Source organism: Ruegeria sp. D3, assembly GCF_056534465.1.
Map to the genome: position 1 here is coordinate 1 of NZ_JBQFPK010000011.1, position 23,230 is coordinate 23,230.

Below are 23,230 nucleotides of genomic sequence, written 5' to 3' on the forward strand. Positions count from 1 at the left end.
ACGGTCAGGTACCTTGGGGTCGAACTCGACGACGCGTTGAGCATCTCGGAGAAGATCGACATCTGACGGTTTGACGGACGGCAGCAGCCGTTCGTCATCTCAAAACGGGTTTCGTCATCTCAAAACGGGTTCCGAAGTTTAGGCGCGAACGGCCGCTCCTTCGGATACCAGACTTTGGATTATTTGCGTTAAATGACCGCCATGCGGACAATCCTGCCGTTATCTCATCTTCAGTTGTAGAGTCGATCAGGTCGCACCGATCACCCTAGCCGGTGTGCTTTCTCCCGCCCTGTACGTCATCTGAATAGAACCAGTCGTCGGGATATGGATACCACCAATCCGCCTCCTTCGCCTTTGGATCAATCACGACCATCTTGGGTCGTCTGAAAGCCTCGAGGCCTTGAAGGCCTAGCGTGCGCCCAAGCCCAGAATTCTTGACGCCGCCAAAAGGCAAGGCATCGTTGTCTACGAGCGGGTTGTTGACCCAGACCATCCCCACCTGTAGCTTGTTCACCCCTTGAAATGCCTCGTCCAAGTCGCCGGTAAACAGGCATCCGCCAAGACCGAATTGTGACGCGTTTGCCATTTCAAGCGCTTGGTCAAAGTCGCTCACCCGAATGACCGAGGCGACTGGCCCAAAGACCTCTTCCTGAGTTAGCGCCATGTCCGTCGTGACGCCGGTCAGGATCGTTGGTTCGAAAAACCAACCCGGCCCGACGTCATCCGGGATACCGCCTCCTACCTCAACCACCGCGCCTTTCTCAGTTGCATCGCGCACTAGCCGCTCGACCTTGTCGCGCACCCCCTTGGAGACCAAAGGTCCGATTTCCGCCACCCCCATGCCGTCACCGATGCGCAGTTTCCGGGTTCGGGTCACGAATTCATCGACAAAATCGTCGTACACGTCATCCACTACAAAAATCCGTTCAGACGATGTGCAAACCTGGCCCGACTGCAAAAATGCAGCGGTAACCGCCCCGGCGGCAGCGACCGCGATGTCGGCGTGTTTACTGACGATCAGTGGATCGCTTCCCCCAGCCTCGATCACTGCGGGTTTCAGGTTCTCTGCTGCGGCCACTGCGACTGCACGACCTGTCGGCACGGACCCTGTAAAAGCGACCACATGGGTTTTGGGGCTGGCAATCAGCTGTTTGCCCACGTCTGCCCCCCCCGGCAGGCAAGCTATCAGGTCTTGGGGCAACGCTCGAAAAAACTCCATGAACGCCATCGTGCACAAAGTTCCTGCGGGTGAGGCTTTCAACACTACACCGTTACCTGCGGCAAGTGATGCGGCCATCGACCAGCAGCCAAGAATGAGGGGAAAATTGTACGGAACCACATGCACGGATACGCCGTAGGGCTCGAATGTCTGATACTGAAAAGATCCAGTTTGCATCGTGCCGGCGATCTTGCCAGCGTCATTGCGCGCCATCTCGGCATAGTACCGGAAAACCGGCGGGATGTTCGCAATCTCGCCGATCGATTCAGGGTAAGGTTTGCCCGTTTCCAGTGTCATCAAGCGGGCGATCTCAGTCATGTCGCCGCTATCGATGTCGTTGGCGATCTGGTGCAATACCCGCGCGCGAGACTTGCAGTCCATTGCAGACCACTTCCTTTGCGCCGCATTGACCCGGTCCAGAACCTGGTCCACGATCTGCGACGACGGTTCACCAAAAACCCCGACGGGCTGCAAGGTAGACGGGTTGAACAGAGTGGTCCCACCACCCTCCAATGGCACATGCTTGGGGTTAAGGTAGTAGCTGGATTTGAACGGGTCACGCATTTGGCAGCCTCCTTATTTGACAGGCATTGAGCCGTTAGCGGATCATGTACACTTTCTTGACCGTCTCGTGGACAGTGCAAACGCCTTTCCAGTCCTGCGGAAAAAAGGCCGCCGTATCGGGCGTAATCTCAATTACCTCGCCGCTTTCATGGACATAGGTACAGCGGCCTTCCAGAAAGTGGCAGAACTCGTCCTTGGTGACGTGACATTCCCACTTACCGGGAGTGCAGACCCAAAGGCCGCATTCTGACTGGCCGTCAGGCCCCTTGTGGATCAACTTTCCCGAGGTGCGGGATTGCCCTTCAATCATCGTCGGGATTACCCCCCAATCGACAAGATCAGTCTGCTGGAGCGGGTTTTGCATACGTGGCGTGGTCATGTTTCAGGTTCGCGATCCGTTAGGTAGTAGGTGTTGCGCAATGTTTCCTCGACAGTGCATTCCCCTACCCAACCGGCGAGGAATAGTACGGCCGTTCCGGGCGTAACTTCGATGCTTTCGCCTGCATCCGACCGATAGACCGCGCGGCCTTGCACAAAATAGCAGAACTCGTCACGCGGTATCGTTAGGCGCCAGCGGCCTGGAGTACAGACCCATGCGCCGATCTCCGGCCGGTTGTCAGGACCCTTGTGAACCAGCATACCCGATGAATGCGACTGGCCTTCAATCATGTCCGGCTGTAGCCCCCAGTCCGTGAGGTCGGTGCGGGTCGAGATTTCCGAAAGATGCGGGGCGCTGCTCATTCCGCGGCTTTCAGGATTTCGTCGAGAATGCCAGCTGCCTTGGTCGGGCCATGCCGTGACTGCATGTGAGCAGAGGTTGCCGCCATCTTCGCCTGCATTCCTGGATCGTTGATACATTTGTCGAGGGCAATAGCCAATTCATCATCGGTCCAGTCGTATCGGTGAAACCCGAACCCGTGGCCGGTTTCCTGAACACGGGTGGCGTTATCGTGGCCGTCCCAGACATAGGGCATAATGATTGCTGCTTTGCCGAAATATAGGCACTCTGTGAACGAGTTGTTACCGCCATGATGTATCACCGCGTCAACCTGCGGAATTACCGAAGGCTGGGGATACCAGCTCTGTATGTGCACGTTGTCGGGAATGTCTGTGTATTCGTCAATGTAATCCCCGACATTTACGAGCGCCCGGTAGGGCAACCTGGAAATGGTCGAAATGATCCTCTTTAGCAGGTCGGTGTCGCCTGCGCCAAGCGACCCGAAAGATACATAGAGAAGTGGTTTGTCATTGTTGGACTTAAACGTTGGCACCTCAAAGGGTTCTTCTTCGCGCACGCAACCTTCAAGATACTGAAACCGGTTTGGGTCCAGTGGGTTCTGCCGTTCGTACTTTGCCGGCTCGGGATAAAGCAGAAGGTTCATTGTGGGCGACGCTTCGAAAAACTCTCCAATCGGATAGGCGTCTTCGTTGCATCTGGCTAGGAACGCATTGTAGTCGTCGTGGATCGGCTTGATCACATCGTGGAACTTTGCCTCATAGGCCTCCATGCCCTCGCGGTCATCCACCCGGCAGCCCGATAAGTGCGGCGGCACAATCGGGTCCGGGATTTCGTTTTCGGAACATGAGATGATCCGCACCCACGGTACGCCGAACTGCTTGATGGCTGGGAACATAATGACATTATCCACGCAGATCATATCTGGTTTGATTTTTGCCAATACCTCGGGCAGATCTTTTTGCGCCCATTTTGCGCTGTCGACGATCGCCTCCCAGCAATCCTTGACGTAGTTATCGATCTGGTCGATCGGGGCTTTGCGAAAATTTGGGATGTGACCGTTGATGAAATCCTCCCAGAACTTTGCCATCGCCTCGGGTTCCATCGGCTCGGACAGGGCAACAGGATGCGCCTCAAACCCATAACCTTCATATACCTCGACAAAGCCGGGATCGCTTAGAAATACAGCCTTATGGCCCAGTTTCTCGCAGGCCTGCGCGATGCCAACCGAATTCAGCGCAGGGCCAAAGGCAGCTTCGGGGAAGAAGGCGATGGTTTTCTGTGACATTGTAGGTCTCCGGTTAGATTTGGCTTAGCAGTTGGGAAGGATGCGGGAATGTTTCGCGTCCCATACGCAGTGGACATCCTGACCCGGCTGGATATTTTCACGGTCGGCTTGGCTGGCGGGAACGCGGGCGGAAAGGGTGCTCCTCCCGCCGCAAACGCGTACATGCACACCCAGGTCTGACCCGTGATAGGCGACTTCTTCAACAGTGCCGGGAAGGCAGTTGCGTCCATCTTGAGGGGCGGTCTGCATCAGGCTGACCCGTTCCGGGCGCACAGCGATCGTTGCAGCACCGCGCAGCTCGGAAACGCCCCTCAGCATTCCCGCCCCGTCGACATCGACACCGCCGTCGACGGCGTTACCATCCAGAAAGTTCATCACGCCGATAAAATCTGCAACAAAGCGCGATCCGGGGTGTTCGTAGAGCTCGTGAGGAGTACCGACCTGCGCCAGCTTGCCATCATGCAAGACCGCGATCCGGTCGGCCATGACTAGGGCCTCTTCCTGGTCATGGGTCACAATTAGAAATGTAATCCCCACCTCGTGCTGCAACCGTTTGAGCTCCAGCTGCATCTCTTCTCGTAGTTTCTTGTCCAGAGCTGAAAGGGGCTCATCCAGCAACAGGACTTTTGGCCTTTTGACCAGCGCGCGCGCCAAAGCAACCCGCTGTCGCTGCCCACCAGAAAGCTTATCCGGCTTGCGCCCGGCAAATCCCGAAAGTTTCGCACTTTCCAGAACCTCGGCCACTCGCGTGGCAATTTCGTCCATGGGTAATTTCTCCATTTCTAACCCATAGGCGATGTTTTTTTCGACGCTCATGTGCGGAAACAAGGCATAGGATTGGAACATCAGGTTCAGGGGCCGCCTGCTGGGACGTATGTTTGTCACGTCCTGCCCGGCAACGATTACCTGTCCTTCCTGTGGCGTTTCGAATCCTGCCAGCGTCCGCAATAGTGTGGTCTTGCCGCAGCCCGATGGGCCCAAAAGTGCAAAGAACTCGTTATCGCGAATATCCAGTGAAACATTGTCGATCGCGGTCACCAAACCGTATCGCTTTGTTATATTCCTGAGTTGAATCCCTTGGCTCATCGGCTGAAAACCTCTTTGTCGGCACGCTGCGCGAAGAAGACCAGCGTGAACGAAACGAACATGACGATGGTAGCCATCGCATTGATTTCCGGCGTGACGCCAAATCGGATCATTGCGTAAATCTGCATCGGCAACGTGGTCGAGGATTGCCCAGCACCGGCGGTAAAGAAGGCAATAATGAATTCGTCCACAGACAGGGTGAAAGACAACAGCGCCCCGGCGATAACCCCCGGCGCGATGGCGGGCAGCAGGATGCGGCGAAAGGTGGTAAATTCGCTGGCCCCAAGGTCGGCGCTGGCCTCAAGTATCGAATGGTCGAAATTGCGCATCCGCGTACGCACCACGGCGACAACAAAGGCTATGTTAAAAACGACATGGCTGAGGATGATCGAATGAAGCCCCAGCGTCATGTTGAGTAGGGTGAAAAAGGACAAGAGCGCGATGGCCAGAACTATGTCGGGGATGATCATCGGTGCGAACAGAACCGCGTCTAGAACTGAAGAATTACGCCGTGTCTCGACACCGACCGCCAAAAGCGTGCCGATTATTGTCGCCAGAACGGTCGAGATTAAGGCCACGATTAGCGTGTTGCGCGCCGCCGACAGTATTGGATCCGCGGTAAACAACTTGCCGTACCATTCCAACGAAAACCCGGTCCATACAGTTGGAAGTCCGGCCCGGTTAAAGCTTAACGCCATGAGCACAAGGATCGGCACATAGAGAAAGGTGTAAAACAAAACCAGGTGCAGCTTCAGGCCCATGTTGGATCGGTCCCGCATCAGTCCTGCCCTCTCTGTCCCGCTGCGCGATTGGCCAATACCGCCTGTGCGAACAAAAGCCCCATCATAATCGCAATCAGGAACATCGACAGCGTTGCTCCGAACGGCCAGTCGCGGGCGCTCAGGAACTGGTCATAGATCAGGTTTCCAACCATCTGAAGTCGCCCGCCACCAAGCAAATCGGGCGTAATGAAATTGCCGATCGACAATACAAAAACAAAGACACCACCTGCCGCAATGCCGGGAACGGTCTGTGGCAGTATCACCCGGTAGAAAGTGGTCCAAGCGGGCGCTCCAAGATCTTCCGAGGCTTCTATGGTTTCGACATTTATGCGGTTCAGCGACGAATAGATCGCCAGAACCACAAAGGGGGTGTAGTTGTAGACAAGCCCAACGATCACCGCGAAATTGTTATAAAGCAGAGACAGCGGCTCATCGATCAAGCCTGCCCCCTGGAGAGTATTATTGATCAAGCCCTCGCGGTTAAGCATCACGATCCAGGCGTAAGTGCGGATTAGGTAGTTGGACCAGAACGGCAGGATCACCAAGATCAGTAAACCGGTCTGCCAACGGCGCGGCGCCAGCGTGATGGCATAGGCCGCCGGATAGGCGATCAGGATCGCGATTATCGTGGCTAGAAATGCGATCTTGGCCGAGCGTAAGAAGATCCCAAGGTAAAGAGGATCGGCGGCCCGCACAAAATTTTCAAATGTAAAGACGTGGTCGATGCCGCCATAGATACCGCGTTCAAAAAACGCATAGGTAAAAATAAGACCACACGGCACCACCATAAGAAGCGCAAGCCAGCCCAAGCCCGGCCCCAGCAAGATCACCGATTTCAGTCGATTGGTCATATTCTTGGCAATCTGTGGAGTGATGTCGTACAGGCCCGACCCTTTGTTCGGGTCGGGTTTTGCTCAGGGTTTGATCACTTACTGTGCGGCCATGATTTCGGTCACGGTCCGTGCAAAGGGTTTCTGGCCATTGCCGAGATCGCGCAACTGCTCATACTTGGTAAGGTCTGCAGGCGACATTCCCATGTTCGGGAAGGTTTCGATCAAGGAGGGGTCCAGCGCCTCCATTGCAGCCTTGTTCGGCGTTTTGTAAAGGATATTGCTGGCAACCCAGACACCGACGTCCGCGCCCAAGACATAGTTCACAAAGGCATGCGCCGCATCTTTGTTTTCAGATGCATCCGCGATGACTAGCGCATCTACCCACAGATCCGATCCTTCTGATGGTATCGTGTACTTGATGTCCGCGTTTTCACCGATGCCGTAGTTGCACCAGCCATCCCAGGCGTGAACCATCGTTGCCTCGCCCGATACCAACTTCAGATAAAAAGTTGCGTCGTCGTAGGCCAGCAGATCCTGCTTCGCCGCAACCAGCAGGTCCTTTGCAGCCGCCAACGTCTCATCCGACGTATCGTTCAGCGACTTTCCGAGGGCTAGCGCAGCAGCCCCCATCAGCCAGCGATCCGTCGAGAGCATTGTCACTTTGCCTTTAAGGTCGTCAGAGGGTTTGAGCAGATCGTTCCACGAAGTTGGCTCTGGCATCAGGTCTGACCGGTAGCATAAGCCCGTCGTGCCCCAAGCGTATGGCATTGAATAGTTGTTGCCCGGATCATGGGCTAGTTCTTTAGCTTCGCCATACAGGTTAGAGGCATTCGGAACCTTGTCGTGGTCGATTGCAGCCACCAGCCCCAGGTTGTTTAACGCCTCGGCAAAAGGTGACGAGACGAAAAGAACGTCGTAGCCCTTTCCTCCACCGGCTACGACCTTGCCCATGATTTCTTCGTTAGTGCCATGCACCGAGAGCTCGGCCTCGATACCGGTTTCCTTGGTGAAATTCTCCAGCAGGTCCGGCGGCATGTAGCCGTCCCAGTTCGAGATCACGATTTTTTCTGCTTGGGCCGCTCCGGCGAATACGCTGAGTGCGCAGGTCGCCCCGGCGGTGAGCCAAGCAAATGGCAAACGGAACGAATTGGTGAACTTGTTGGTCATGTCTTCCTCCCTTGACATCCGCGCTCGCTTCTGGGGCGAGATATATAATGCAATCACGGTATTTTTTGATGAAATAAAACTCAACAATTTTTTGAATCATTTTTGTATGGCCCGGAGAAGCCATTTAAGATACCGTTTTTATTGTATATTAACTGAGTGTGACGAAAGCCGTCTTCTTATGCCACCAAGCAAATACTTGAAACTTGCTCAAAAAATACTGGATGTTGCGATGGATCTCGATTTGCATCAGGGCGACAGACTGGTGGAAAAAACCCTTGCTGATTCGTGCAGCGTCTCTCGCACTCCGGTTAGATCCGCATTGAGGCTGCTGGAAAAGGAGGGGATGGCACGCAAAGCGGCAGAAGGCGGGTTTGTCCTAGAATGCGAACCCGAAAAGGGGCATTCGATACTCAACCAGCATGCGGTCAGAGCAGGCGTGGATCTCGCTGGTGCCATCCTACGAGATCGCGGCGCCCGACGCCTGGACGGTGCCATCAATGTCACAGACCTGATCCGCAGATATTCGGTTTCCCGCAGCGCTGCACAGCGTGCGCTCGAAGCCCTCCTGGCCCAAGGCGTGATTCAGAAAGCCGAAGGTCAATCCTGGGTTTTTACGCGCATGCCGGGAGACCGCTCCGGACGAATAGAGAGCTACGAATTTCGTCTGATACTGGAACCGCAGGCCATTCTGTCCGACGGTTTCAAGTTGGACACCAAGCGCGCCGATCTGGTCCGCAGCCAGACCGAAGCGCTTCTGGCGCAGTCGGAAAACTCTTTCAATAGCCAGGATTTCCAAGACGCGGATCTTGCCTTTCACAAGCTCATCGCTCGATCGTCCGGAAACCAGTATCTAGCTTCTGCTCTCATGGCCCATCATGGGTTGCGCCACCTGCCAGGCGGATCATTCGGTATGATCGACTTTCGGATGAGGCAGGCGCTCGATGAACATCTGCGTATCCTTGATTTCATCGAACAGGATCATTTCGATCTTGCGGCGGATCAGATGAGGGTGCACTTGCGGCTTTCAATGCACCAAAGGCCCAGCGTCGCCAATCGTGGTGCTCCGGCGCTAGTCCAAGCAACCCGCGGGTCAATCCGGTGAGTGAATGATGAACCGCAAGGAAGCACCCGTAATCGCGTTTTTCCCCGAAGCTAGTTTTGGGGCTGCACTGAATTGTGTGGGGATCGCTCAGGAACTTCGCGCAATGGGTGCACACCCCGTTTTCCTCACCCACGGTGGCTTTGGTGGCGTATTCGCAGATTACGGTTTTGACGAGTTCGCCGTCCCTGTTCAGTCAGAGTTGACAGAAGAGGAAACCCAGACCTACTGGCAGGAATTCCTGAGCCATCATCTGCCGCATTTTAACATGCATCCAACTGACCAACTAACCACCTATGTAGAGCCCGTTTGGAACGCAATCGTCGAGACAGCGGAATCGGTCGAACAGGGGTTGGAAACGGCGCTAGAGCGGATCAACCCAGATGTCGTCGTCCTCGACAACGTCATCATGTTCCCGGCCATCGTACGATCCGAGTGCCCATGGGTCAGGGTTATTTCTTGCGCGGAAACCGAGTTGCCAGACAACTGCCTACCGCCGTACCTGTCCGGTCTGCCGGCATCTGACGCTGCCGGGTGTGCGGCATTTCGAGACCAGTACCTGGAGACCCTTGGCCCAATTCATGCTCGCTACAACAAATTTCGCCAGGATAAGGGGCTTGAGCTATTGCCTGAAGGTGAGTTCCTAGAAACATCACCGCATCAAAACCTTCTTTTAGCGCCATCTATCATTCGCCATGATCGTGATCAGGTGCTGGACTCTGGACAATTCACCTTTCTCGAAGGCTGCGTTCGCCAGGAAGGTCCTTACCGTGTACCTCAAATGCCCCGTAACGACGGGCCTCTGGTGTACGTGAGTTTTGGCAGTCTGGGCGCCATGGATGTCCCATTCTTTGAGAGCCTGTTCGACGTATTCAAGACAATGGACATGAGGTTTCTGGTCAATGTCGGGGCCCAAATCGATGCCTATTCCAGAGTCCCAGACAATGTTCATCTGCAGGAATGGTTCCCGCAGCCTTCCGTGGTTGAACAATGCGATCTGTTTATTCACCACGGCGGCAACAACAGCTTTTGCGAAGCGCTGTATTTCGGGGTCCCGTCGCTGATCCTTCCCTATTGCTGGGACGGACACGATAACGCCCAGCGGGCAGTTGAGACCAGTGTCGGACTCAGGGTAAATCGATGGGATTGGACACCGGATCAGTTGGATAATTCGATTAACCAACTCCTTGGGGACGCGGAGATGAAGGCCCGGCTGGCTGCGAACTCAGAGATCATGCAGTTGAGAAAGTCGGTTCAGTTAGCTGCTCAGAAAATTCTGGATTGTGTAAATCCTAACCGAATCTAGGTTATTCCCGTCGATCATCCGTTTTGTCATGAAGGATGGAAGGGTGCATCGCAATGACCTCTAAATCACTGAACCTAACGTGTCGGTTTGGGCTCAAGGCAGTCATCTGAGAGTTTTTGTCAGATGGCGGCTTAAAAACGGATAGCGGTCATTGTTGGCGGCCATTCCGAGAAATTTCGCCTGTAGGTCTGCATTCAACGGCAGCGGACATTCGCTGAAATCTTCTGAACGGCAGAGTTGCGGGACTTCGCCGCCATTGGCCCGCTTTCACCGAAGGACCGTAGATAGCCCAAACCGGACATTTTCGAAAATTGGCACACTACTACCGAACTTGATAGATTCGAAAAAAGGTTGCTATTGGGAAATGCGCATGACACGCCGACTTGCCGCCATACTTGCCGCCGATATGGTCGGCTACTCACGGCTTATGGCGGCTAACGAGGCGGGAACACTTGCTCGTCTCAAAGACCTACGCCGGGACATCATCAATCCAGGTATCGAAAGTGCCGGAGGTGAGATTATCAAGCTTACCGGTGATGGCCTGTTTGCCCTTTTTAGCTCGGTCGTTTCTGCCGTTGAGGCCGCAGCGGCGCTCCAGAAGGCGCTGCACGCCGCCGAAGCCGAGAGCCCCACCGAAAGCCGGATCAGCTTCCGAATAGGCTTGCACATTGGAGACGTAATCTTGGACGAGGGCGACATTTATGGCGAGGGTGTTAATCTTGCCGCCAGACTCGAAGGCGTCGCTGACCCAGGCGGTGTCATTCTGTCTGACGACGCATGCCGGCAGGTTCGAGGCAAAATTGAACACGACATCATAGACCTTGGCGAAGTAGCGCTCAAAAACATCTCGAAGCCAGTTCGCGCCTACAGATTGGCGATGGAGGGCGAATCTGATTCCACGCAATACCAATCGCAACCCACTGACAAACCCTCAATCGCTGTCTTGCCCTTCCAGAACATGTCCAATGATCCAGAACAGGAATACTTCTGTGACGGCGTTTCCGAAGACATCATCACAGAGCTCTCGCGCTTTCCCGAGCTTTTCGTCATCGCCCGCAACTCCTCGTTTTCGTTCAGAGGTCGCCCCGTCACCCATATAGATGTCGCTCGTGAACTCGGTGTTCGCTACATGCTAGAGGGTAGCCTCCGTCGAGCCCAAAACCGCGTACGCATTACTGCCCAACTCATCGACTGCACAAATGGAGCCCATGTTTGGGCCGAGCGCTACGACCGCACGCTAGACGACATCTTCGCGTTACAGGATGAGATTACACGCAGCGTGGTCGGCGCCATCGCCCCCCAGATATCCATTGCCGAAATAGATCGCGCGTCTGTGGCTCGAGATATCGACTTCAACTCCTACGACCTCTCGCTACGTGCAATGGCGATCTTCTACGCAGGAGGCTTCTACTCTCAGGATAAGTTCGATGAGGTCATAACAGCCTCTGATCGCGCCATTGATCTCGACCCGCGCAATGTCCAGGCGCATTGGATCAAAGCGTTTGCCTACCTGATGCGTTATCTATACCAGTTCGATGAGGACCCCACCGAAAATCTGGGCCTAGCTGAGAAAAGCGTTGAACCTCTGTTTCTTGGTGGTCAACTCGACCCTCGCGCCTTATGCGTTCGCGGTGTGGTTCGTCATTTCCGTGGGGATTTTGACGGGGCCAACGCCGACTTCAGTTTGGGATTCACACTGAACCCGAACTTTGCCCGGAACATCTTCTTCATGGCCTGGCATGAGTCTTTGGTCGGGCGAACCACAGAGGCGCGTGAACATGCCCACCTTGCCCTCCAGCTTTCCCCACGCGACACTGATCTCTGGGTAGGAGACGCCTATCTGGCGCTCGCCCAAGCTGCCTTCGCCGACGCTGATTTTGAAGACGCAATGCGTTGGGGGGAGCGCGCGATTCAGATGACGCCGCGTGCGCCGATCCGCCGGGCTCTTATGATCGCCAGTGCCGCCCACCTCGGGCGTGCCGAAGCAGGCCTGCCACATGAGCAGGCGCTGGCGGATTTTGCCCCAGCGTTTCTAGACAGCATTGTCTCCGGCGCTTTGATCCTCTTCCGTCTACCCGAACACAATGCGCTTTTGGTCGAAGGCCTGAAGAAAGCTGGTGTTAAGCCGTAGAGTTGGTCCAAATGCCAAAGCTCGCAAACTACCGCAGACAAAACGTGCCAAAGGTAGATCCAATTTTGGCGCACTGTTCTCGAAAGGTTCTAAGCAATCGCTCATTGCTTCAATCGGCAACGACTGTTTTAGCCCAAAGCAGACGTTCTCAAGTTTTCACCCGCCGTCTGTTCTACGGGCAACGCAGCCATTCGCAAATAATTGTCGTCGATGCGGCGCGAGCAAGATCCGAGACCAATAAATTCCAATTTGATTATACATAATGTTGGAGTATCTTCCGATGGAGAACCAATATATAGATTGAAGGTGGCGGGGCGGATGATGAAAGGTCTTAAATCAGTAGTTGCAACTGCACTAACTGCAACGTTGATGACATGCCCCAATTTAGGCGCAGCAGACCAAGTCTCGGAACAGATAGAAGCGCTTCTAAGGTCAAATACGAATGCGAGTAGTACACTTTCAAACAGCAAGAGTTTGGACGCAGAAATCCTTGTACCTCGTTTCTATACGGCTAGAGAATTTACGCCAGCTTGGACCAGTATTGAATTGGTTGACGAGCTTTTTGAGGAGTTGGGTGGAGCAATTGATCAGGGCTTTACGCCGAGTGACTTCAAACTAGAGGAGCTTCGATCCGCGTTCAAAGCTTCACAGGGTGGCGATGCCTCCAGTCGAGCATTATTCGATATTCTGGCGACTGACGCGGCCGTGAAACTCGTACACCATTTGGTGTTTGGAAAAGTCGATCCAAATGCGCTAGACGACGATTGGAATTTCTCAAAGCCAGTAATTCAACAAGACCCTTCCGTTGTATTGAGCCAATTTCTTCAAGGTGAAGGCTTCAGCGCTTTGATTGAACGCATTGATATCGACAATGCGCAATATACGATGCTCGTTGATGCATTGCGTAAATATAGAGCTATTGCATCAAAGGGAGGCTGGAACAAAGTCCCCGAAGAAACGGTTCTGAAGCCGGAAATGGTGGATCCTGCCGTCGCCGAACTGCGCAAAAGGCTAGCGACAGAAGGCTACGAGGGAACAAATGAATTTCAAGAAATCAGCCAAAACGTCATAAATCCAGCTTGGGTTTATGACGATTACTTGGTGCAACTGGTAAAAACCTTTCAAAATCGTCATGGCTTGGAAGCAGATGGCGTCGTTGGTGGTAAGACTTTCGCGTCTCTCAACAAACCTGTCGAAGATCGCATAAATAAGTTGCGCCTCAGCCTGGAGCGAGGCCGCTGGCTCATGCGGGAAATCGACGAAGAATTCGTGCTAGTAAACATTGCAGGAGCCCGTACTTACTTAGTCAAGTCCGATGGGACGGTTTGGACCACCCGGTCGATCACAGGATCAGCCTACCGAAAAACCCCAGTGTTCCGAGATGAAATTGAATACATGGAATTCAATCCGACTTGGACCGTTCCCGCCTCGATTTTTCGGAAAGACAAGCTTTCGCGGATCCGCAAGGATCCAGCCTATCTGGCGCGCAACAATTACGTAGTTCGGAACAAAGACGGGCAGACAATTCCTGCCAACGCTGTCAACTGGGGGGCAAAGAACCCCGCCGTGACTTTGGTTCAGCAGCCGGGCCCAGACAATGCGTTAGGTTTAGTCAAGTTCATGTTTCCCAATAAATATGCAGTGTACTTGCATGATACCAACGACCGCAGTCTTTTCGACCGAAATGAGCGGAACCTAAGTTCCGGCTGCGTTCGTCTTGAGTATCCGTTCGAATTTGCCAGCCTTTTGATGGAGGGAGAGCCCGACTGGAGTCGGCAAAAGATGCAATCCATATTGGATAGCGGGAAGACAACGCGCGTTAACCTACCCGAGCCCATGCCGGTCCTTTTGACCTATTGGACTGCTTGGGTCGAAGATGGGGCCGTTCATTTCCGTGAGGATCCATACGAACGAGATGCTCGAATCCTCGCAGCTTTGGATCGATGAACACGTCATCCTCAAAGAGATGCGCAGTTCCATGTTCAAACTGCAATAGTTGTCGTCACCAAAATGAACCAGCGCAGCTGCGTTCAGGACTCACAAGCGCTCGACGCGCGGTGCAGCGCCGAGTGGCCGCTCTGGGCGGTCTAATAGTCTTTGCAATGTCCGGTTTCTGCGCATCGCTGACGTTGATGGCAAGCTCAAAATCGTTCGCTATGAGCTCGGTGCGGTCATTCGGCAGAATTCCGTGAACGTCTGCGTTGCGGACAAAGCTGCCGTCCGTCATTCAACGGCTAACGGCAGCTCTCAGCCTGAAGTAGACATGGTCATTGGGCGCCGAAGCTCTGATGGCCGCTATGGCCGTGCAACACGCCAAAGTCGACGTTGGCAAAAAGTGATCGCTTCTTACGCGGTAAAATAGTTCAAATGCTCTGCAGACTGGCCACTTTGAACACGCAGTTTTGCTCAAACTCAATACGGCTCAGCTTACTCGACAAAACCAAGAATTCGCCGATTTGAACTTCAGATCAGTCATAACCCCAACGCTGCAGCAATTGCTCCGCGAACTCCAATCGGTCTTCGCCGACTTGGTTGTAAGTTACTTCCCGTAGGCACTCCAAACCAGCCTGCGCATCATGTGGATTGGATCCAAGCATCCTCAATAACAAGTAGGCCACAAAACCAGTCCGGTGAATGCCAGCAGAACAATGGATATAAACGTGCGGCGACGGATGGGCTTCTATGACATCAAGAAGCTTGGTCATCAGAGATTTCATGTCAGCAGCTTGAAGGGCAGCGATGTTACCCCCTTCGATGGGCAGCCAAACCCATTCGCAGGTTTGGGTTTCAGAAGCCATTTTCTTGCAAAGGCTTCGGACCTGTTCTGCTCCCTCACGCGCGCTGAGCAAGGTGCAGCAATGCGTGATGCCAAGCTTTTGAAGCGCGCCGATTGACTTTTTTCCCGGTCGTGGCCCGACGGAAATTTTCGTCTGGTCAATTGTTAAGATGCCCATTGTTTCTTGCCTCTCAAATTCAGCAAATCTCTCTTTTTCACAAATCGAATTCCTGAATGCACGTTCAGAGGCTGATTTCTTCTAGAACTAAACCATCTGGCAGCCGTTGTGCAGATCGATTGGAACGAACTGAGCCGATAGTTCGGGGGGAATTCAGCTCAGCAGAGCAGCCAAGTAAGCTTTCGAATTCTGAAGCAAAAAACAGGGATGTTGGCAAGAAATCCGAACTGATCTACGGTGGCTTGCATTATGATTTTCCTCAGAAAAACGGACTATTTTGGTGAATAACATACTACTGGCGGCGGTGGCTTGTGCCGTTTTTGCGGGGCCTGCTCTGGCTGAAAGCAAACTCTGCGCAGATGCACGGGCAATGTGGTCGGATGTCAAAGAAACGTCGTCGATTGTTGCGCTGGAGAGTTTCGCGGCAACCTTTGAGGCGTGTCCGGTTTACGCAACCCTGGCTGACGAGCGGCTGAAACGGGTGCAAAAGCAGGAAAGTTCGCACCAACAGATCGGATCTGAAATCCCGTCCGATGCGCTTTCGTTGGACGAAGAGGTTTGCCTGACGCTGGCCAGCGCTCCGTTTCAACACGAAGATTTTTTGGGCGTGATGGGCCGCGACGTCATGGTGGAGCCCGCTATGGAAGCCTGTCGGGCGGCTAACATGGCGGCAACCCCCCTCGATCCTGAGGTGCGCGCTGCCTACGCGAGAGTGCTGTCGATGTCAGGCGATTATGAGCAGTCCTTTTCCCATGCGTCGCTCGCTGCAAGCGAAGGCAGCGCTCTGGGCATGAATATCATCGCGCGCGCTTACGAAACCGGTCGGGGCGTGGAAAAAGACCGTGACGCCAGCCTCTTTTGGTATGCGAAGGCCGCTGAGATGGATTTCCCGATGGCGCAATTCAACTTGGCGATAGAAGTCTCCGAGGACGATCCAAATCGCGCACTGGAATTGTATGAACGCTCCGCCGATCTCGGATATGGGCCGTCGCAAACAATGCTCGGCAACGTTTATCGGGAAGGCACCTTGGCAGCCAAAAATCTGGACACAGCCATGCGCTGGTATGAGCGGGCAATCGAGGACAATCAGGACATCACTGCCATGTATTGGGCCGCGCGGATGCTAAGCGGGGATGGCGGCGCCTATCCGTTGGATTACGCGCGTGCCGTGACCCTTTATGAGCGCTCTGCGGATGCGGGGAACAAATGGTCCCAACACAATGTTGCTTCACTGCATTTTCACGGTAAGGGCACTGCGCCAGACAGAGACCGCGCCGCCCACTATTGGAAGCTGGCCGCTGAGCAAGGGCATGTGGCGTCCATGCGCAAACTTGGGCGCATTCTTCAAGAGAACGGGGCCGTGAGCGAAGCCATCTATTGGCTGCAAAGAGCCGCTGGAGAAGGCGATGAAGTTGCGGCTGAGCTGTTGGCCAAGATGTTGGATCAATAAGGCTGGTAGATGTTATTTTACCATGTAGAGCGTGTTTTCACCGCGCTCTTCAATTCTGCCGTCAAGCCGCCCGACTTCCGATCCCATGCCATCAAATAGAACAACCTCGGATCCGGTGTCGCGGAACAGATACCCCGCAACCCAGCCGTCAAAGTCGCCAATTTGCTGCCAACTGCTGTGCCAATCCGTGTCCCAGTCAGATCCGCTAAACCGCAAAAAACCGTGGTTTGCCGTGTGCATCAAAAGTCCATCATCAATCGCCGGATACATGCCCCACACTTCATACTGCTGTGGGTCGTAGTGTGATCCGGGAACAGGCACGCCAGCGCGGACAAAATCTGTGCGGTCGTCCTCATGCAGAGCAAAAGTGTCGTCGGTCAGGAAAGCATAATCTCGAAAATGAGCCGTTGCATCGTCGCCCAAGGTGGGGCGTTCGCTTAGGATCTGTCCTGTAAAATCGACTGTGCGCACATGCCGCTCTTCTCCCAATTGCGCGAGGATATGAGGCCGGCCCATTAATGGCACATACTTGTAGAACGCGCCCTGAGACCCCGCATTCAGTATGTCTGGATTGACGGGATCATACATCTCCAAAGCGCCGTCGCCTACCACGGAGAACACGCCTGGAATGGCGTTGGCGATGTTTGGCGCAAGTGCCACCGTGTCCTGCCCGTAAGGCAAGGTGGCAAGCAAAACATAGACATTCGGATCGGTTGGGTCCTCGGACGTAAAAGTATCAAAATAGCCATACCCAAATTCAAAATCGTTGGGCTGAAAGACAGGACGCTCAAAGCGATGTTCAGCGGTCTTTGTCCCTGTGGCATCAAACACTTCAACGACCAAATCCCGCGCGACCCCCGGGCGCCATTTGTAGTCGCTTTCTATTTCCGCACTCACGCAAACAAATTTCCGATCCACACGATGCAAAGTGGCGTGGACGTAAAAACGCTCACTGTAGTGGCCAACCTTGCGCTCTTTCTCGGACTGCGCTTGACCCAAATCCCTCACATAGGCTGGCAGAACGCCATCGTTGTTGCGCAGGGCTACGCGTGCAAGGTCTTTTGACGGGATATCGCCGTTACATCTGAACTCCGGCAAAGGGACTGGGGCAATTTGTTCATCGCTCAGATAGTGTATGAAATCGTATTTGGACGAGGCGTTTGCGCTGTCCGTGGAGGCAGAAGCGTTTGCTTTTGCCTCACGGTTTGACAGCGCGTCTTCCGCCTGCTGCGCCGCCAGGCGTTGTTCTTCAGTCCGCGCCGCGATGTCGGCACGTTCTTGCTCCGCTGCTGTGGCGCTGCTGTTGAACAACAGCTTGCGAAATGTCTCATCCTTGTTGATGGTGTCAATCTTGTCCAAAAAAGGCGCGAGGTTGCTCTTTTGCTGATCAATGGCCTGTTGCGATGCCGCATCGCCTGACTGTTGTTGCAGCTGATCATGCAGGGCTTGAATGTCATCTATCGTGTTGCGCAGGGCCACGATGTTGTCGGGGGCGGTCAATTGTTGGTTGGCGGCAATCCTCTCTGCGACGCCGGGAGGATAGCCCTCAAAAGTCTCCCGTCCCCATTGCGCCAACCTGCTGGCCACTTTGGCCAGCGCCGCCGCGGTGTCATCTTCTTCGCCATAGTTGGATTTGAGCTCTGTCAGGTCAAATTCCGCGTGGGCGACATGCACTTGCACCACGTCAAACCCCGCAGAAAAAATCGCCTTGGCTTGTTCGGCGTCCAGATAGGCATAGTTTTCGTTGTCCCAAAAGTTGGAGCCAAGTCCGGGCAAAGTGAAGAATAAACGATCCCAATTGGGCGAACCAGCGGTGTTGTAACTGTCTTCGCCAGGCTCGTCTGACAAAGCGCCGGGATTGAAAGGCAAGAAAACCCGCGCGCCCGTGACGTCGGGGGCCGAAACCTCTGCCACAAGATCTACGTCAATCGGGCGTCGCTTTTTAAAGGGATCATATTGATCTGGGTTGGTTAGGCGCACAATCTCTGTCCGTCCGTAGGGTTCAATGCACGTGGTGCCGAACCCAACTTGGTTCCATGCCAGCTTTGATTGGACCACGGGTTCACCGAGTAGAAGGTCAATTGAAACAGCAGTTTTGAAACCAAACGACATGCCTTCTTCCGCAGGCCGTCCAGAGAATCCGATACTGCAAGTCGGTGTAAACTGCCCGCTAAGATCAAATGCGAATTGCTGTGCGTGCGTTGCGCTTGCGCTCATGCTCAGGCAGGCGACCGCCGCAGAAATCACATGACGCAAAGGTCGGAAAGGTGTCATTATCGCTTGCCTTAAATGATTGTTTGATAACATTATTGTCCAATCTTCTTTCAGGCAACGGTCATTCTATTAGGAAGTCTCGGGCGTTAATATGAGGTGGCCCTTTTGCAAATACTCTTAGGTTCTGCCTTAGTCTTTGGCTTGTCTGTTGTCGCTTCAGCAACTCAGGCGCAAAGCAATACATGCTTGAACGACCTACTGTCCTCTGACGCAGCCGACGTTTCGCATTCAGCATTCTTCGCTGCCCTGTCAGAGGTCACGCGCACGCCTGAAAGCTGCGATGGGATTTTGGCAAAGGCCGTGAACGGAAGTCGTGACATTGCCAAAACGCATGTGATCGCTGACCTCAAAACTTGCCGGGCCGCTCAGCAAACTTGGCAAGACGTTCGGGAGAGCGAAAGCTCTGCTGTCTTTAAGGCCTTTGCTGATCTGTTCGCGGATTGCCCATTCTACGCTGAATTGGCGCGAGAAAGGCTAAATTAGAGCCAGCAAAACACTTGCCAGCTCGGTTATGAGCTTGGCCTAATCTTGAAGTTGCCTCCCCTTGTTGAAAGTCTTCGGGCTTGGCCGAAAGCCGGCTAATGACGTTAAACGACTGTTCGAATATCGCGCACAGAATGGCGGCTTTAGGCAGTTCGAAGCACTTTGCAAAGTCCGCTTTCCTGCGCACCGCGGGAAACAGTATGTGTTGCAGCAAATTGAGCTTTGGGCTCAGAACAGTCATTCGCTGTACTTGGCATGAGCGGCTGATTTTGAGCGCGAAGCAGACGTTGTTCTTTCTAAAAGACGTAGCCGCTTTTTGTTTTGTCCGCGCTACGCCGCCCGCTCCTTGAAGCTGACAGACTTAGCGATTACATACCAATCGTGGGCGGACAGCCCGCAATTCCCCCAAACATGATGACGCTCGTCTACCGAGCTTTGCCCGTAAGTCGCGGAAGACCGCCGGGGTATGGACCGCCCGAGACATGCTTGCGACCGGTGCGAATGGTCTGGGTCTAGCGCCGATCCACTGATGAGCCTAAGGCAGGGCGAAACCAACAGCATCCAGAGCGTCACGAAAATCGTGATCACCAACCCCGCCCTGGGGTGGTCGCCGGTGGCAACAGCCAACGGGATGCGCATCAAAATGATGAATAGGAGAAATCACATGGAGCAAGATATCCAACTTGAAGCTGCCGCAGCAAGGCACATCGTCCTGATCGCTATGGCCTACTGTGAAGCCCAAACAGCAACGAGCGGCGAGGAACTCCCGATTGTGCATGACCGGCAGTGGCAGGCCTGCTGTGGTGTCGCTGCGCGCTTCCTGAGCGATCCTGAAGCTATGACACCGCAACTCTGCCACCATGAATGGCGGCTCAGCCAAATGCGGCACAGTCATCCGCAGTTCTGGCCTGCTGCCGCATCTCGCACTTGGGATGAACTCGACCCGATGGACCAGTATGTCGAGCGGGCTGGTTTGGCGGCAATGCGTCAGGCGCTGGACGAAACACGGAGGTCCTCGCGGGGTCGCACCGCGGCGCTGCAATGAACGTCGGGCGTTAAAAAGCAGCATTATGCTTGATGTGAACAACAGAAAATATACAGACGGACGAGACACAAAACATCCCAACCTCCCAACCAAACGCCCGACAGGGAAGTTGGGAGGTTTTATTGCATGTCCACCCACAACGATATGGCCGGCCTAGTTCGTTTGGCCTCGTTACAAGCTGTCCCACTTTAAATCAGGCCGTCTTGAGGATAGCATTTTCGAACCGAGCGCCTTTGCTATTGGGTCCTGGAACGAGACGGGGCTCTACATGACGCAAGCGTCGAGCGAAGCTGTTGCGCGCAGGAATTCGGCTGTCCGATACACCTTCTTCGGCACACCACAGACGGAAATTCGAATACAGATCAGCAACAGTGACGACGTTGTTTGCCTTGATGGATAGTCTCTCTGCCGCCCACGCACGAACCCGGTCCGCATCCCTCATCCACGCCTCCTTGGCTATGCGTGATGTCATGGGATCCGCCATGCGCCGCGTGGTCAAAAGTTCCCCAGCCGCAACCACGACAAGATGTAGTAGAAGATCCGCCTCGTGTTCGATTATGCGATCTGCCAATCCCTCGTCGGCCTGCTCTTCAGAATACGCTTTGTCGAAGACCAGAACCTTGAAGCGGCGCTCAACGCCGCTGTCGATCCCCCCGCTAAATGCGGGCAGCTCATTGCAGATGAACACATGCTGCGCCGTGGGAGTGAAATAGAACGGTATGCCGTATGGCAGCCGGGCATGACAGATGTCCCCGGTGATGACCTTTTTTAGCGCGTCGCCTGAAAGATCACGATCCGACGTCTCCTCCGCAACGTTCAGCGCACACCCGCGCAAAACTGAGACGAAGTAGTCTTGTCCCATCTTGGCTGGCGGCACCGACTGAAGCGCATCCGCTGAGATCAATGATGAGATGACCTTGCGCGTGGTACTTTTTCCTGCGCCGCCCGGCCCAATCCAAATAAGGGCCTGCGGGTGTTTCATTTGCGTGCCGATACCAAGTGCCGCTGCGGCGGCTGTCTGCAGGATCAGCTCAATCCGCGCGCTTTTGTCTTGTTCAGCCATGTCCAAGTCGAACTCAAGGTTTGGAGCCTCGTGCTGCAGCCGCCTCAAAGTCGTTTTAGCTGAGAACAAACCCGTGAGCAGCTTCATCACGTCGCTTCCCAAAAGCCGCTTCTCAGCATCCTGCACTGGCCATACACCACGTACGGCATGCCGGGCCCGGTGTTTGCGGGCATGTGGTTCGAGCCGTGGGACATATTCACCTGTTGCAACGTCTTGTTCGAACAAAACGAACCCGCTTTCACAGGTGATCCCAACAGGCGCACCTTCAAAAAACCCATCGTCATCGCGTTTGGACATGAGAAGCGACTTGACACTCTGCGCCTTACTTGACGTGATCTTGACCTCGCCAATGCCGTTGGACGGCGTAGGGTAAGTGGCACCGTCAAAGCGCGCGATGGCACGCGTAAGCCGATTGTCGTTGAGAGCAGTCCAAAGCTTGCCATCGTAAATCCAAACTGTGCCCTCAGTGATGACAATGCGACCAAAGAGATCTTCTAGGTTTTCCAGCACACGATCGGCAATCTCTTCGTCGCTACCGCGGACCAGCTGCTCAACGTTGGACCTGCGCTGCCGCGCGTGGATGCGGTCGGCATCATCCACGGCGGCGGCAACAGCCCGACGTCCCATATCCTGGAGCAGATCGTTCAAATCGGCCTTTTCACCAAGGTTTGACGGTACCGTGACGACATGCACCCGTGCATCTGGGTTTTCTGCCGCCAATTCACGCGCGATCTGGCGGCAGTCCTGCGCTTTGTCGCTGTCGGCAATGATCTCAATCCGACCGGCGTTTGCTCCTATCGTTTCGGGGCGGATAGACCCGAGGCACACCCTGATCTCTGCTGGCCCAGCAAACAATCGGGTCAATCCGGTTTCGATACCTTCGGCGATCGCAATTGTGCCTGTACCCAGTTTGTTTTTGATCCGAACTGAACCATCCCCGATGTAGCCTGCGCTCAGTTTGGTCTTCTTGCCGTTCTCGTCGCGTATCGGTTGCCCATTGGGGTTCAGGATTGTGCCCTGCATGCCAACAATATTTCCATCGTTGTCCGTAACCACCGCAACTAGAGCCGGGCTTTTCTTACCACCCGGTTTGCATTGGAAATCTGGAGCATATCGCAAAGCGTCGTGTTCAAGATCGATCCCAACCAATCCACGGATGTTGCGCAAGTATTCTTCGCCGGGTGAGCCGGCTAAAGGACGTGTCTTCGCAACCTGCTTCTGCACCCATGCGATCTTAGCAGCCTTTTCATCAGATGCCGCGTCGGAGCGTGCTCTTTCCTCCGCTTCTCGCTGCTCGGCTTGTTCATCAGTTTCTTCACGGTTCTCCGAGGCCGCCTGTTCTCCCGGTTCCGATTGCTTCTGCTTCCGCCGTCCTTCAAGAACCCTTTCGCCAGTTATGGCTTCAATCTCGCGTACAGCAGCGTTGAAGTCGGCAAGGCCTCGTACCTTCATTAGCGCATCGGTCAGCGAAACCCCTGTTTCGGGCAGGCACGTGCAAAAAATACGATTAGCGTCTGCATCGTAGCGAAATGAAGGGTTCTTATCTTCATGGTCAGGAAACGGGCAGCGCTGATGCTTTTTTCCAGTTTGTGGTTTGGCACCAATGGCGGCGAGAATTTTGTCCGCGTGTGATTCCTCGACGATGCGGAGACGCTCGGTCAAATTTTTCATTGGTCCCCTCATGCCCGCCACCGCTGTGTTTCGGTCCGGTATGCTGCAGATTTTGCCTGCATGCTTTGTTCCTTTCTTT

The 23,230-nt window shown here is 54.3% G+C and carries 17 protein-coding genes; 6 read left to right on the top strand and 11 right to left on the bottom strand.

What is annotated here, in order from left to right; genetic code table 11:
- Positions 1-265: 265 nt before the first annotated feature.
- The 8 genes from ACR0DX_RS15985 to ACR0DX_RS16020 all read right to left on the bottom strand — a co-directional run bounded on the left by ACR0DX_RS15985 (position 266) and on the right by ACR0DX_RS16020 (position 7,675).
- A complete protein-coding gene (locus ACR0DX_RS15985; protein WP_170486025.1) occupies positions 266-1,783 on the bottom strand; it encodes an aldehyde dehydrogenase family protein in 1,518 nt (505 codons plus the stop codon).
- Positions 1,784-1,817: 34 nt separating this feature from the next.
- Positions 1,818-2,162, bottom strand: a complete 345-nt coding sequence (locus tag ACR0DX_RS15990; protein WP_010442245.1) for a cupin domain-containing protein — start codon at positions 2,160-2,162, stop codon at positions 1,818-1,820.
- Positions 2,159-2,524 (bottom strand): cupin domain-containing protein, encoded by a 366-nt coding sequence (locus ACR0DX_RS15995; RefSeq protein ID WP_170463251.1) that lies wholly within the window; start codon positions 2,522-2,524, stop codon positions 2,159-2,161. Before ACR0DX_RS15995 ends, ACR0DX_RS15990 begins: the two co-directional genes overlap by 4 nt.
- Positions 2,521-3,807 carry a nucleotide disphospho-sugar-binding domain-containing protein gene (locus tag ACR0DX_RS16000; protein ID WP_170486026.1) on the bottom strand — a complete coding sequence of 429 codons (1,287 nt, stop codon included), beginning with the start codon at positions 3,805-3,807 and terminating at the stop codon, positions 2,521-2,523. Before ACR0DX_RS16000 ends, ACR0DX_RS15995 begins: the two co-directional genes overlap by 4 nt.
- Positions 3,808-3,831: 24 nt before the next feature.
- Positions 3,832-4,845: an ABC transporter ATP-binding protein gene (locus tag ACR0DX_RS16005; RefSeq protein ID WP_371810796.1), complete on the bottom strand. Its 1,014-nt coding sequence runs from the start codon at positions 4,843-4,845 to the stop codon at positions 3,832-3,834.
- A 44-nt stretch (positions 4,846-4,889) separates the two neighbouring features.
- Positions 4,890-5,672 carry an ABC transporter permease gene (locus tag ACR0DX_RS16010; protein ID WP_170486028.1) on the bottom strand — a complete coding sequence of 261 codons (783 nt, stop codon included), beginning with the start codon at positions 5,670-5,672 and terminating at the stop codon, positions 4,890-4,892.
- A complete protein-coding gene (locus ACR0DX_RS16015) occupies positions 5,672-6,526 on the bottom strand; it encodes an ABC transporter permease (protein ID WP_170463247.1) in 855 nt (284 codons plus the stop codon). Before ACR0DX_RS16015 ends, ACR0DX_RS16010 begins: the two co-directional genes overlap by 1 nt.
- Before the next feature lie 78 nt (positions 6,527-6,604).
- On the bottom strand, positions 6,605-7,675 hold the full coding sequence (locus ACR0DX_RS16020; protein ID WP_170486029.1) for a polyamine ABC transporter substrate-binding protein: 1,071 nt from the start codon (positions 7,673-7,675) through the stop codon (positions 6,605-6,607).
- Between ACR0DX_RS16020 and ACR0DX_RS16025 the strand changes: the two genes are divergently transcribed.
- From ACR0DX_RS16025 to ACR0DX_RS16040, 4 genes are all read left to right on the top strand, one after another.
- Positions 7,674-8,777: a GntR family transcriptional regulator gene (locus ACR0DX_RS16025; protein WP_170682105.1), complete on the top strand. Its 1,104-nt coding sequence runs from the start codon at positions 7,674-7,676 to the stop codon at positions 8,775-8,777. The two genes, ACR0DX_RS16020 and ACR0DX_RS16025, sit on opposite strands and share 2 nt — an antisense overlap.
- Before the next feature lie 7 nt (positions 8,778-8,784).
- Positions 8,785-10,080, top strand: a complete 1,296-nt coding sequence (locus ACR0DX_RS16030) for a glycosyltransferase (protein WP_170486075.1) — start codon at positions 8,785-8,787, stop codon at positions 10,078-10,080.
- A gap of 364 nt (positions 10,081-10,444) precedes the next feature.
- Positions 10,445-12,211, top strand: a complete 1,767-nt coding sequence (locus ACR0DX_RS16035; protein ID WP_353394342.1) for an adenylate/guanylate cyclase domain-containing protein — start codon at positions 10,445-10,447, stop codon at positions 12,209-12,211.
- A gap of 321 nt (positions 12,212-12,532) precedes the next feature.
- Entirely contained in the window at positions 12,533-14,158 is a 1,626-nt protein-coding gene (locus tag ACR0DX_RS16040; RefSeq protein ID WP_480846709.1) for a L,D-transpeptidase family protein, read from the top strand.
- A gap of 521 nt (positions 14,159-14,679) precedes the next feature.
- Here ACR0DX_RS16040 and ACR0DX_RS16045 read toward each other — a convergent pair.
- Positions 14,680-15,165, bottom strand: coding sequence for a protein-tyrosine phosphatase family protein (locus tag ACR0DX_RS16045; protein WP_480846712.1), 486 nt, complete (start codon positions 15,163-15,165; stop codon positions 14,680-14,682).
- A 280-nt stretch (positions 15,166-15,445) separates the two neighbouring features.
- On the opposite strand from ACR0DX_RS16045, the gene ACR0DX_RS16050 reads away from it, so the two are divergent.
- On the top strand, positions 15,446-16,615 hold the full coding sequence (locus tag ACR0DX_RS16050) for a tetratricopeptide repeat protein (protein ID WP_480846714.1): 1,170 nt from the start codon (positions 15,446-15,448) through the stop codon (positions 16,613-16,615).
- A gap of 12 nt (positions 16,616-16,627) precedes the next feature.
- Here the strand turns inward: ACR0DX_RS16050 and ACR0DX_RS16055 are convergent, their stop codons facing one another.
- Positions 16,628-18,727 carry a hypothetical protein gene (locus ACR0DX_RS16055; RefSeq protein ID WP_480846716.1) on the bottom strand — a complete coding sequence of 700 codons (2,100 nt, stop codon included), beginning with the start codon at positions 18,725-18,727 and terminating at the stop codon, positions 16,628-16,630.
- Positions 18,728-20,036: 1,309 nt separating this feature from the next.
- On the opposite strand from ACR0DX_RS16055, the gene ACR0DX_RS16060 reads away from it, so the two are divergent.
- The gene (locus tag ACR0DX_RS16060) at positions 20,037-20,417 is read left to right on the top strand and encodes a hypothetical protein (RefSeq protein ID WP_170554788.1); all 381 of its coding nucleotides are present in this window, start codon (positions 20,037-20,039) and stop codon (positions 20,415-20,417) included.
- A 193-nt stretch (positions 20,418-20,610) separates the two neighbouring features.
- On the opposite strand, the gene ACR0DX_RS16065 is transcribed toward ACR0DX_RS16060, so the two are convergent.
- The gene (locus tag ACR0DX_RS16065) at positions 20,611-23,151 is read right to left on the bottom strand and encodes a phage/plasmid primase, P4 family (protein WP_170645096.1); all 2,541 of its coding nucleotides are present in this window, start codon (positions 23,149-23,151) and stop codon (positions 20,611-20,613) included.
- Positions 23,152-23,230 lie beyond the last annotated feature (79 nt).